Genomic DNA, 13,181 nt, shown 5'->3' with positions numbered 1-13,181 from the left:
TATGTTAAACGATGCATTTCATCCAAAAAATTGCATTTCATCTAAAAGTGGTATGCTATACATCGAACTTTTATACGAATATGGGAATGGTAAAGTTATAATAGTCCCAAATCGTATAATTGACTTAAACTTGACCAATACTCATGACATGCAAAGACTGTGGTAAAAGCATTGGATATCTACAGCACAAAGAATCTATGGAATCTTTAGGTGTAGAACTCTGCGAAAGACATACTCGACTTATTAAAAGAATCATTCTGGACAATGATACACCTGTCGAAGCCATACAACTTTTTTACGCACTAAAAGTTGTTGGCGCCAATCCAATGTTGGAATGGTGGGACGGGAAAAAATCTGTTGACATTGCGATATCCAGGGTAAAACTCAATATTGAAATTGACAAGGATTACAATATGATCACCCATGAACAGGCAATCAGTGATTTAGAAGAGGCCATGCATTCTTTTAAGAACGGTTTTACTACAGTGAGAATACCGCATTTGGCAATCAAATATTATTTAGAAGACACTGTTCAAAATATCTTGGGAATCATAACCGGGCTAAAGGCAAATATCAAGGCCATCTAGTCCATAAACAACAAAGATTTTCCAACACTTTCTTCTTTGTATTCCAAAATATTAAAAGTTAAGGGACTTTCGCCTATGTTCTGGAGGTCATTGGTATAGTTTTTACCCCTAAACTCCCAATATTCAGTTTCTCCAGGCTCCAGTTGCAACATGCTTATCTTACCATTACCAAAATGTGTAAGGGCCAAACCGCCCGTAGCACATACCCAACTGTAATTGGTATTGTGATTTCTGAAAGGAACACGTTTGCCAGGATCAAGAGATAAATCCCAAAGTTTGACACTTTCGTTTTCAAACACCAACACTTCTCCCAAAGATTCACTGATTTCTTGGTGCAATAGTTCCTCTATTTTTTCAAATTCCCATGTATCAAAATTTCCAACTGGGTTCAATTCAACACATTGCATATCCGTAAGCTTTTTCTTAAAAAAGGATTGCAAAATTAATATAAATAAAATTACAAAGCGTTTGAAATACAATAAAATTACTTGATTTTCATACACTTACAGTATTTATGCGTTTCTAATATTATATTTACAATCCATATCTTAAAAAAGTACATATCATTAAATGCGAAGTAATGAGATAACCCAATGTCTCTGTATTTTTTGTACCTTTTTGAAACTAAATAATCAACCATGAAAACTATTGATAGAAGACATTGGCTTAAAACCGTAGGACTGTCCAGTGGTTTTGCTTTTTTGGGTGGAACAGCTGCACTAGCCCATCACTTTGAACCCAGGCCCTTTAAATTGGATGGCGTTGTTAAGCTTAATTCCAATGAAAACCCTTTTGGGCCATCAGAGAAAGTTAGGGCAACTATAGCGGAATCTTTCGATATCGCATGTCGATATCCTTCGATAGTATTTTCAGAATTGGTCGGAATGATTGCGGAAAAAGAAGGAGTAACCAAGGACCATATCGTAGTGACCGGCGGTTCAACCGAAGGGTTAAAAGCTACAGGACTTGCATATAGTATTGGCGGTAAGGAAATCATTGCTGCGGACCCTACATTCCAAGCATTGATGCGCTATGCTGAAAATTTTGGAGCGCATGTTCACCGAGTACCGGTAGATGAAGGAATGGGACATGATTTGGAAGCCATGGGCAAAAGAGTGACCAATAGAACCGGGCTTATTTTTATTTGTAATCCCAATAACCCTACCGGAACATTATTGGGTAAGTCGGCTTTAAAGGATTTCTGTACTTCTTTTGACACGAAAGCCATGATTTTTAGCGATGAAGCCTATTATGATTTCATAACAGAACCAGACTATCCCTCTATGGTGGAACTGGTCAAAAAAGACCGAAATGTTATCGTTTCCAAGACTTTTTCAAAAGTCTATGGTATGGCCGGACTCCGTATTGGTTATTTGGTGGCTCGACCTGACATTGCCTCCCGATTACGAAAAAGTATCATGGCCAACACCAATGTATTAGCCATACAGGCAGCAAAAACAGCACTTAAAGATGATGCCTTTTACAAATTCAGTATTCTAAAAAATAAGGAAGCAAAAGATTACTTGTACGATAGCTTTACCAAAATGGACTTGGAGTATATCCCCTCGCATACCAATTTTGTATTTTTTAAAACAGGCCGAGATATTACTAAAGTCAATGACGCCATGAAAAAAGAAGGCGTGCATATTGGCAGGCCCTTCCCACCTATGCTGGAATGGGCCCGAATCAGTACTGGAACCATGCAGGAAATGGAAGCGTTTGTGCAGGCTTTGAAGAAAGTGATGGGATAAAGTACTTACCCCAACCAACCCTCCCTATCCAAACTACGGTATTGAATCGCTTCAGAGATATGGTTCCCAGCTATAGCAGCCAAGCCCTCCAAATCAGCTATGGTTCTAGCGACTTTTAAAATTCGGTCATACGCCCTAGCGGAAAGGTTCAAACGTTCCATGGCGCTTTTCAACAATTGCTTCGAGGCTTCATCCAAAATACAGAACTCCCTAATCTGTTTCGTATTCATTTGGGCATTATAGTGTAGATGTTCTAATGTTTTAAAACGTTTGGTCTGGATTTCACGCGCAACCGTTACACGCTTACGGATATCCATACTGGACTCAGCCTTTCTATCCTCAGAAAGTTTTTCAAAAGGCACTGGGGTTACTTCAATATGGATGTCGATTCTGTCCAACAATGGACCTGAGATTTTTCCCAAATACCGTTGCATCTCCAGTGGTGAAGACGTCACGGGCGCATCGGGGTCATTAAAATAGCCGCCCGGACTTGGATTCATACTGGCAACCAACATAAAACTGCTGGGATACGTTACCGTAAACCTAGCCCTCGCAATAGTAACTTCCCTATCTTCCATGGGTTGGCGCATAACTTCGAGTACCCTGCGTTCAAACTCGGGGAGTTCGTCCAAAAACAACACCCCGTTGTGCGATAAAGATATTTCACCAGGTTGCGGATAGCTTCCCCCACCAACAAGTGCCGCACTACTAATGGTATGGTGTGGGTTTCTGAATGGACGTTGACTCATCAAACCCATATTCTTGACCTTGCCGACGACACTATGGATTTTTGTGGTTTCCAATGCCTCGTGTAAGGTCATGGGCGGTAAAATGGAAGGTAAACGTTTCGCCAACATGGTCTTTCCTGCTCCGGGTGGGCCTATGAGTATGATGTTATGACCACCAGCAGCCGCAATTTCCATACAGCGTTTTATACTTTCCTGTCCTTTTACATCGGAAAAGTCAAACTCTGGGAAGTTCAGGCTTTCTTGAAATTCTTTTCGGGTATCTACTTTCGTCTGCGCCAAGGCTTTTCCCTCATCAAAATAAGCAATGACCTCTTTGATGTTTTCCACTCCGTAGACTTCCAAATTTCCAACGATGGCAGCTTCTTTAGCATTTTCCTTCGGGAGAATGAATCCCTTAAAACCTTCTTCCTGAGCTTTGATAGCAATGGGCAAGGCTCCTGTTATAGGCTGTAGGCTACCATCCAGTGAAAGCTCTCCCATAATCAAATATCGGTCTATGTCTTTCGATTTTATTTGATTGGAGGCCGCCAGAATGCCCAAAGCCAAGGTAAGGTCATAGGCGGAACCTTCTTTTCGTAAATCCGCGGGTGCCATATTGATGGTGATTTTCTTGCCCGGAATTTTATAACCATTGTTTTCCAGTGCTGCGGCAATACGGTAGTTGCTTTCCTTTATGGCATTGTCAGGGAGACCTACCAGGTGATATCCTATTCCCTTACTAATATTTACTTCAACAACTATGGTCGTAGCCTCTACCCCAAACACAGCGCTGCCATATACTTTTATAAGCATGTGCTATTCTTTTAAAGTCCAAAATGTTGGGGTTAAAACGATTATGGAAGGTGATACACGGTTTTGTCGACCGTAATCCAAAAATATAGTATTACCATAAACAAACCAAACGGCTAGCGTTCAGCGTTCAGCATAAAAAATCACTTTTTCGGTTTAAATATAAGTTTTGATTCAGCTGTATTTTGAATCTCTTCCTTGTTCATCATCATCTTACGGAATTTACCTTTTATATAGAGTTCCGCTTGATCTTTATAGTGCTTACTAAAAGGATTTCCAGATTGACCAGTCGGCAATATGCTGATGCTGTTCTCTACATCCGAAAAATCGATAATACGCCTTGTCGATGGTCCTGAATTAACCTTGTAATACCCCGTACTATCATATGGGAATGCCATATTGTTGATGACCTCTCGACTCCCATGTACTGGAAAAGGACCTACATTGAAAAAACTTCGTAATGACTCTACTTGGCCAATGGGATGTCCATGCTCCAGTGTATGTACTTTGTCCCAAGTCCACTGATTGGTGTCAGGACCGAAATCCTTTAGTATTGATTCCCAAGCGTCAGCGAAAGATTTTAATACGATATCATCTCGCGTCTCTACTTTATCTTTAGTATTTACATTATCCCACCATGCACCTATACTCATTTTTGTACCCCATGCAATCTGGCGTTTCATCAAATGGGTAGCTAAAAACTGCTCAAAAAGCTCGGGGCCCAATTCATCTTCCATGGTATTTTTTAAGACATAATAAACACAACGATGGTACAACAAAGCATTGGTATCTTCCAGCGTGTATTCACCATTCCAATTTTTTAACGCATCTATCTGTACCAATTGTTCATCGGTCAAGATTGTAACATCTACTAATTTTATCAATTCTGTGACCAGTCGTGGGTTTACGGTGGACGTCACATCCAAAATCATTTTGGAAGCTGATTCTTTGTCCCAATCATTTTTCCCATCTAGGAGCTCCACAATTCTTTTGGCCCTGTTTTCTGGCAAATAGTATCCGGGATATAGCATTCCAGCAATAGAATCCGGTTGATTGTTTGCGGAATATACGTAGTTCCAAGGTGGGTTTATGGCACTTGGGTTCTTTGAAAAATCTAAATAGCCAAGGGATTCTTGTTTTCCTGATGCACCGTCCAACACAAACTTCGTGGAAATGCTATCGGGCATGGTATACAATTTTGCCGAAGCCCACCAAGCCACATTACCTTTGGCGTCCCCATACATGACATTAAGCCCGGGAGCATGAATTTTTGGAAGTGCAGCTTTAAATCCATCAATATCTTTTGCATGGGTCATACCATAAAGTGCATTCATTACCTCGTTTTTCTCTTTGGTATACACCCAGGACATTGCAATAGGCTTTTCCTCGGATATCTGTTTGGCAATACCGTTCATAATAGGGCCATGCCTTGTTTTCTTATAGGTGAAGGATATGGATTTGGCATCTTTAACCTTGATTTCCTTCGTAACATATTCATAGTCTTTCCAACCGAGTTCTGTCCTGTACTTTGCGCTGTCAGAAGGGTTTGTTTGCTCATAGTAAAAATTCAGGTCATCGTTCTGAAACATGGTAAGCCCATAGGCAAGATTTCTATCATGCCCCAACAGTGGAAAGGGTACACCTGCAATATGATACCCATATTTCTCGTAATCGGGTGTGCTAACATGTGCTTCGTACCAAACGGAAGGTTGTGCAAAACCAATATGTGGGTCGTTGGCAAAAATAACCTTCCCCGATTTTGTCTTTTCGGGTGCCAAGACCCAGCTATTGCTTCCCTCAAATTGAGGGATGGGCAATTTTTTCATGATATCGTCCACCCTCATCGCAATATTGGTTTCCAGTGAGTCTGAAATTGTATTGCTATAGTTTTTTATCCAAACGGTAGAGGTATCGGACGTAATCGCTAAATCCTTCAAGTACGATTCACCAAGTTGGTTTTTGATATTGGTCAATAGCGGGTCGGTTTTATGTGCCATGGCAAAGCTAAAAGCCATGTAACCGACCGCATCATAAATATCCTCAAGTACAAAAGGTTCTTTATCCAATCCCGTTAAATAAAACTCTACTGGGGTCGGTCCCTTTTCTATAAATTCATTTATTCCGTCCAGATATGCTTTGGAGAGCACAACCATTTCACTTTGCATATCAAGTTGAGAAACTGTACGCTTGGTATGGTCATCAATCCCTAGAGAAAGAAAAAATTTATCGGTCTCCAACAAATCTTTGCCAAAAACCTCTGAGAGTTTTCCTTTGGCAACCCGTCTCAACAATTCCATCTGCCAAAGCCGGTCCTGGGCATGCACATATCCTAAGGCACGAAAGGCATCTTCTTGCTTGTCTGCATAAATATGTGGAATTCCATACGTATCAAAATAAACATTTACATCGCCAGTAAGGTTGGATAGTTTTTTTTCTCCGTCATAATCTGGCTTTAGGGTATTTATAAAAACAAAAACACCTATAACCAGAATTAATAGGATACTGGCAATGATAAGCAGCACTTTCTTTAGTCTCTTCACTTGAAAATTTGATTGATTTTTTAGTGAATCTAAGGTAAGCTATTTTAGAAAATTGTACTAAAAGTACAGGAAAATACAACTTATCTATTCATAGAGAACTGATATTTTTCAAGACCAGATTTAAGCCACCTTTCATATTCTTCGGTATCAACGTATTGTACCGCGTCATTTAGAATTTCAAGATTGGGAGAGAGCAATACATAATATGGTTGGGAGGCAGCATTAAAGTTTATGGTTTGAAAAGTTCCCCATTTTTGTCCGATGGTTTCAATTTCCTTTATTCTTCCTGAATCATACTCAAAATCAAATTTTTCATCGTCCGGAAGCTCTTTCCTATCATCAACATATAAAGAAATCAAAACATACTCCTCCTTAAGTATTGGATAGATGCTGGAATCGCTCCAAACATTTTCTTCCATTTTTCTGCAGTTTACGCAGGCCCAACCTGTAAAATCCAAAAGTATAGGTTTGTTCACTTTTTGGGCATATGCCAAACCCTCTTCAAAATCTTTATAGCAATCCAGTCCCAAGGGACAGTCGCTTTCGGTCTCTTTTATACTATAGAAATCTGGTGGCGGAAAACCACTTAGCAATTTTAAATTTGCCATATTTAATACCCCCAATATGAGATATACCGAAAAGGCAAGACTCAAAAATCCCACAAACTTTCTTGTTGAAGAGAGCCCTTGTTTTGGTCCATCGTGTGGAAACCTGAACACTCCAAAGAGGTAAAGTGTCATCAAAACGAACAACACTATCCAAATTCCCAAGAAAATCTCCCTTTTAAAAATCCCCCAATTTCCGACCAAATCTGCATTTGAAAGAAATTTAAAGGCCAAGGCAAGTTCCAAAAAGCCCAAGACCACTTTTACCGTTGTCATCCATCCACCTGATTTTGGCAAAGAATTCAACCACGCAGGAAAAAGTGCAAAAAGCGCAAACGGCAATGCCAATGCAAGACCAAAACCTACCATACCTGCAGAAAGATTTGTGGCCACGCTACCTTCGGCCAATGTGGTGCTTCCCAAGAGTCCGCCAAGAATAGGTCCGGTGCACGAAAAAGAAACAATGGCCAATGTCAACGCCATAAAAAATATGCCCATCCCTCCTCCTACTTTGGACGATGCTGCATCCATTTTATTGGCCCATGAGCTTGGTAAGGTCAGCTCATAATATCCAAAGAACGAAAAGGCAAAAAAGACAAAAATGGCAAAGAAGAGTACGTTGAGCCAAATATTGGTCGCTATGGTATTCAAGATTTGTGAATCGACCGAATCGAATAGGTGAAACGGCAGGCTGAGCAAAAAATAGATGAGTACAATAAAGAAACCGTACAATAGGGCATCGGCAATTCCTTTTGATTTTTGTTTCGTGCGTTTTGTAAAAAAGGAAACAGTTAGAGGGATCATTGGAAAAACACAAGGAGTCAACAATGCGATAAGTCCCCCTAAAAAGCCTAGACCAAAAACCATCCATATCATGTTTGATTTACCTCTAATGGTTTCCAGACCATCCTTATCCAATAAATTCTTATTCTTTAAATCAAGCTTTAAGGAAGACCCCAACGCTGCACTACGCTCATCCAATTCCTGTTTTGAAGTTTGAAAAGCAGTACCATCCAACGAGATTTGGAACAACTCATCTTTTGGAATACAGACCTCTTTACATATTTGATAAAACAGGTTGACCGAAATCTGGTTCAAATCGGGCTTCAATAATTTTATGCGCTGCGTAAAGACAGCATTTTTTTTAAAAAAAGTCTCGTCCACTTCAAAGACATCGCTATACTCGGTTATCGTCTCGCTCTCTGTAGTTTTTCCAATCAGTTCGTAATCCTTCCCGGCTCCTTCAAAAGTGAATTCGCTCGGTAGGGAACCTCCTTCAGCGGTATATTGGGAATACACATGCCAACCTTCCAATATTTTACCCTTAAACAATAACTCGTATTCCGTATCGGATATTTTTTTGACCTCATGCGACCAAACAGCCGGATCACTCCCTGACTGAGGGGTCATGGATATTGTGAAAATGAAAAAAAACAAAAATGATACTAAATACTTCATGTTAGCAGTGTAATTTTTAAAATACTGTTGGTTGACGCATCTACTTTAAAACGTTCGTCCATTCGTTTTCCAAGGACCCAAATGATTGCATCGCCCGAACACAATAACCATTGTTTTGATTTGGAATACATGTCCACTTTTTCATCCTTGAAGAACTTGGAAATTTTTTTCTTCCCTTTCATTCCAAATGGATAAAAATAGTCGCCTTTTTCCCAATTCCTTAACAATAACGGATAGTTTAACTTTTCCTTATCCAGAAAAACCACATTTCTAGATGCACCTATCATGGCGTTTACCTCTTCAAACTTTAATTGGACAGGAAAATCGATACTGGTAGCATTTTCAGAAATGTCAAAAACTTCATTTTTTTGATCTTCCCGTTCCCTTAATATCAAATGCGTTCTGTCCTTGAGCAATTTATGGGTTTTTGACCTGACTTCTTTTCCGCTATTTCCAGTGAGCAATGTCTTTACATTATCCCATTCGGTAAATCCAAATTCATGCAAAAGCTGATACAGATAGGCATCAATAGGTTGCAATTTCAGTAACTCATTTATATTGATCTTGTAATGGTCACCGGTTTTATGGAACAATTCATTTTTAATCTCTCCAATATGATTTTTCAGTAATGCATCGGTTTGGGAAAGATGGTTTTGTGTTTTTCGAAAATTCTCTAAAAATGTTGGATGGAGCTCTTTCAATTTTGGCACGACCTCCAATCTGATTTTATTTCGCAGATACCTATTTTCCGCATTGCTACTATCCTCTCTCCATTTGATATTTTCTTTTTTGGCATAATTTAAAATATCATTTCTGGAGAAATGCAACAACGGTCTCACCACACTTCCATTTTGGGCGGGAATGCCTAGAAGGCCATCGATTCCCGTACCCCGCGAAAGGTTTATAATGAAGGTTTCCAAATTATCATCGGCATGGTGCGCTGTTAGGACATAATCAAACCTTTCTGTCCCCAAAATTTCGTCAAACCATTTATAGCGCAACTCTCTAGCTGCCATTTGAACCGAAACTTTATATTCTTTCACATATTGTTCTGTATCAAAGGAATTTACCAAAAAAGGGATTTTAAGTTGGTTTGAAAGATTTCGTACAAAGGCCTCATCGCCGTCACTCTCTTTTCCCCTAAGATTAAAATTACAATGGGCCAGCGTAACTTTTAAACCATAGCCGACCGTCAAATGTGCCAATACAACACTATCAATCCCACCGCTACAGGCCAACAACAGACGTTTCTCCCTTAAAAAGGAAAAATTGGTATTGATGTGTTCGGTGAACTGCTTCAGCATTGTACAAAATTACCACTAAACCATGAATTTATATGGATTGGTAAAAGGTTTTGGGTGAAAGTTTCAGGGTTTTGGGGTTTCAAGTTCTAAGCTCTAAGTTCTTGTATTTGACTTCGCACCTCATACCTCTGACATCAGACATCAGACATCAGACATCAGACAATTAAAAAATCTCAAAACATGAACATGAGCACGTAATTTTAACAATTTCCAAAATCATACAATCTCAACTCCCCTCTAATACGCTCCGCATGGCTTTTGCCTTGAGCAAACATTCTTGATATTCTTTTTCAGGGTTTGATTTGGCCGTGATGGCGCTTCCTACGGAAAAGGAAACATATTTTGCTTTTTCGTTATAAAGAATGCTCCGGATAACTACATTAAAATCAAAATTTCCATTTGGGTCAAAATAGCCTACCGCTCCACTGTAAAGCCCCCGCTTGGTTTCTTCCAATGCCTCAATGATTTTCATAGCAGAAACTTTAGGTGCGCCGGTCATACTTCCCATAGGAAAAGTCTCCTGAATGAGCTCGAAAGGTTTTTTGTCTTTTGGAACTTTTGAAATAACGGTCGAAATCATCTGATGGACTTGTTCAAATGCATACACCTTACAAAGCTCCTTCACTTCTACACTACCTTTTAACGCACTTTTGGATAGATCGTTCCGAACCAGATCGGTAATCATAATATTCTCTGCACGCTCTTTTTCATCGTGCTCAAGTTGATTTTTGAACAGTTCATCTTCTGTCTGGTTTTTTCCTCTTGGAGCTGTTCCTTTTATAGGTTGGGAAATGACCGTTTGGTTTGTTTTTTTTAAATAGCGCTCGGGTGATGCACACAATAGGTATTTGTCATCGTACCTTAAAAAAGCTGCAAAAGGAGGCTTCGAAATAGCATTGAGTTTTCTGTAAGTCCCCAACGGGTCGATCCCAGTATTTTCGGAATAGAATTCCTGACAGAAATTGGCCTCGTAGATGTCCCCACGGTGAATATGTCCCAATAATCTGTTCAATTTATCAAAATACGCATCTTTATGAATACGCATTTTAATATGTACGGATTGATTCAGCTCAATTTTCGACCTTCCAATGTCCGCTATTGTTTTTATTTTGACGCAATCTTCTTCAATTTCTTCCGCACAGGCCTCTAGATATGAAAAAATGATTTCCCCATCTTTGACCTGTATAATTTTTGATGGTTGAAAGAAGTGGATCTCAGGAAAGTCCAAGCCATCAAAATTATTTGATGACAAGTTTTCTATGTCATTTTTTAAATCGTAGGATAAGAAGCCAAAAAACCAATCTTTGGTTTCACCAATGTGTTTACGTGCCTCATCGACTGTTCTTATCACTTGATCTGACGTTTTGGAAACTGCCAAAATTGAATCAAATGAGCCGTAGCTATCTTTGTGTCCATTGCTATCCAACCACAATACATCGGTATAGTTTGTTGACCATTCCAACAAGGCTTCCTTAGTTTTTAACGGCGAAGAAATTGTGAAGGAACGTTGCCTGCGCAATGGGTTTTTAATTTAAGTTCTGAAGAAAGGCGTCCAGTGCCTGTTGATGTTCGGTACGCAGCGTATCATCTACTATCCCATCTGCTGCAAAGTTTTCTTTAAAGGAAGGAAGAGAGAATGTAGAAACGATTTCAGCACCAAATCTGGGCAACATCTTTTTAACGACTTCCAGCGAATTGGCACCACCAATTTTGCCACCCGAAGTAGACATTAAAAAAATAGTCTTACCCTGCAGAAATTTACGTTCTAGCCTAGACAACCAATCTAACAAGTTTTTAAAGTATGCGGACGGATTTCCATTATGTTCGTTGACCGAAATCAAGAGCGCATCAGCACGTTGTATATCGTTCTTTAACTCTACCAATGAGTTCGAAAAACCCTTCTGCCGCTCATCATCCTCGCTATACATTGGAAATGGATATCTGGTCATATCATAAAGCTGGATTTTATGCGTTTCAATCAAAGAGGCAGTGTATTTTACTAATTTATGATTGATGGAAGTTGAAGAATTACTACCTGCGAATGCCAAAATTGAAGCCATATGGGAAATATATTGATTGTTTCGCTAAAATACCTCAAATGACCAATACATGCGAGTATTTTGACTAGTTTTGCAGCGGAAAACATCCAAACTATCTGTTTAGCAAGTATATAGGGTAATTGTTTTAAATGAAAACCAAGACCAACAGATTATTTTTTATTGATGCCATGCGTGCATGGGCAATTTTGATGATGCTCCAAGGGCATTTTATCGATGGGCTTCTAGACCCTGTATTTAGGGACAGGGAGAACATCTTTTTTAGTGTTTGGCTTTATTTTAGGGGCATTACCGCACCTGTTTTCTTCACGGTTTCTGGTTTTATTTTTACCTACTTATTGATAAAGACCCCACAAAAGGGTTTTGAAAATCCGAGAATAAAAAAAGGTATTCGACGTGGATTACAATTATTGCTGATCGGGTACTTATTGAGAATGAATCTTTTTGGAATTTTAATAGGAGAAATTTATGATTCCTTTTATTTGGTCGATGTGCTGCACTGTATCGGGCTTTCCATATTGGCACTTATTGGAATCTACCTCTTTTCCATCAATAGAAGAAAATACCTTTTCCCAAGCATCCTTCTGGGAATTACTATGGTTTTATTTCTATTTGAGCCACTTTACAAGGAATGGTCTTTCTCTTTTTTACCAAATGCTATCGCCAACTATTTTACTAAATCGAATGGTTCCGTATTTACCATAATTCCTTGGCTTGGATATGCAACGTTAGGTGGATTTGTTTCTACGCTGTTTTATAAGTTTAAAAACTACAAATACTTGTATGAAGTTGCCATTGGCACTGCGTTGGCTTTAGGGTCTTTATTGATATTTGCTTCTTCTGACGCTTTCCTGTACATACACAGATTAACACGCATACAATTATTCGCGGATATCTTTTTTAACAACTATTTATTTATTCGTCTGGGCGATGTCTTTATCGTTTTTGCAGTTTTTATGTTACTACGTAGGTTTATGATGAATAAAACGGTTCTGAACATAGGTTCCAGTACCCTTTCAATTTATGTAATCCATTTTGTGATATTATATGGAAGCTTCACGGGGTTAGGTCTATATCGGTTTTTTAATCATATTCTAATACCATCAGTGGTAATTCCGGGGGCTTTGGCATTTATGTTCACATGTACGTATTTAGCCTTGAGATACAATAAGCATGAAGCAGAAATTAAGGCTAATATTGCTACAGGTAGAGATTATGTAAAAAAACAAAGCATTGGTCTTTACAAAGTAAGTAAACCAATGCTTAGAGAAATTTCCGTTAGAATGAGACTCTTCTTGAGCAGGGTCTTTGGTATTGCCAAATAACCCCACAAACCCATAT

Annotated in this window: 10 protein-coding genes; 3 read left to right on the top strand and 7 right to left on the bottom strand. The window is 39.1% G+C overall.

Annotated features, from left to right (window positions below; genetic code table 11):
* The first annotated feature begins 143 nt into the window (after positions 1 to 143).
* Positions 144 to 587 carry a hypothetical protein gene (locus tag LV716_RS15680; RefSeq protein ID WP_163418721.1) on the top strand — a complete coding sequence of 148 codons (444 nt, stop codon included), beginning with the start codon at positions 144 to 146 and terminating at the stop codon, positions 585 to 587.
* On the opposite strand, the gene LV716_RS15675 is transcribed toward LV716_RS15680, so the two are convergent.
* On the bottom strand, positions 584 to 994 hold the full coding sequence (locus LV716_RS15675; protein WP_163418720.1) for a hypothetical protein: 411 nt from the start codon (positions 992 to 994) through the stop codon (positions 584 to 586). The two genes, LV716_RS15680 and LV716_RS15675, sit on opposite strands and share 4 nt — an antisense overlap.
* A 231-nt stretch (positions 995 to 1,225) precedes the next feature.
* Here LV716_RS15675 and LV716_RS15670 point away from each other — a divergent pair, with 231 nt between their 5' ends.
* Complete coding sequence (locus LV716_RS15670) at positions 1,226 to 2,338, top strand: histidinol-phosphate transaminase (protein ID WP_163418719.1); 1,113 nt, start codon at positions 1,226 to 1,228, stop codon at positions 2,336 to 2,338.
* Positions 2,339 to 2,343: 5 nt separating this feature from the next.
* Here the strand turns inward: LV716_RS15670 and LV716_RS15665 are convergent, their stop codons facing one another.
* From LV716_RS15665 to LV716_RS15640, 6 genes are all read right to left on the bottom strand, one after another.
* Positions 2,344 to 3,879, bottom strand: a complete 1,536-nt coding sequence (locus LV716_RS15665) for a YifB family Mg chelatase-like AAA ATPase (RefSeq protein WP_163418718.1) — start codon at positions 3,877 to 3,879, stop codon at positions 2,344 to 2,346.
* 140 nt (positions 3,880 to 4,019) lie between these two features.
* On the bottom strand, positions 4,020 to 6,416 hold the full coding sequence (locus LV716_RS15660) for a penicillin acylase family protein (protein ID WP_163418717.1): 2,397 nt from the start codon (positions 6,414 to 6,416) through the stop codon (positions 4,020 to 4,022).
* Positions 6,417 to 6,496: 80 nt separating this feature from the next.
* Positions 6,497 to 8,479 carry a thioredoxin family protein gene (locus tag LV716_RS15655; RefSeq protein WP_163418716.1) on the bottom strand — a complete coding sequence of 661 codons (1,983 nt, stop codon included), beginning with the start codon at positions 8,477 to 8,479 and terminating at the stop codon, positions 6,497 to 6,499.
* Complete coding sequence (gene tilS / locus LV716_RS15650) at positions 8,476 to 9,783, bottom strand: tRNA lysidine(34) synthetase TilS (protein ID WP_163418715.1); 1,308 nt, start codon at positions 9,781 to 9,783, stop codon at positions 8,476 to 8,478. The genes LV716_RS15655 and tilS overlap by 4 nt, the downstream gene beginning before the upstream one ends.
* Positions 9,784 to 10,009: 226 nt before the next feature.
* On the bottom strand, positions 10,010 to 11,302 hold the full coding sequence (locus LV716_RS15645; protein ID WP_163418714.1) for an anthranilate synthase component I family protein: 1,293 nt from the start codon (positions 11,300 to 11,302) through the stop codon (positions 10,010 to 10,012).
* Between the two features lie 7 nt (positions 11,303 to 11,309).
* On the bottom strand, positions 11,310 to 11,843 hold the full coding sequence (locus LV716_RS15640; protein WP_163418713.1) for an NADPH-dependent FMN reductase: 534 nt from the start codon (positions 11,841 to 11,843) through the stop codon (positions 11,310 to 11,312).
* Between the two features lie 128 nt (positions 11,844 to 11,971).
* Here LV716_RS15640 and LV716_RS15635 point away from each other — a divergent pair, with 128 nt between their 5' ends.
* On the top strand, positions 11,972 to 13,165 hold the full coding sequence (locus tag LV716_RS15635) for an acyltransferase family protein (protein ID WP_163418712.1): 1,194 nt from the start codon (positions 11,972 to 11,974) through the stop codon (positions 13,163 to 13,165).
* Positions 13,166 to 13,181: the final 16 nt, after the last annotated feature.

Origin of the sequence: Flagellimonas sp. HMM57 (assembly GCF_021390175.1) — a bacterium.
Classification (GTDB): Bacteria; Bacteroidota; Bacteroidia; order Flavobacteriales; family Flavobacteriaceae; genus Flagellimonas.
This window is presented reverse-complemented; position numbering and strand designations above follow the sequence as displayed.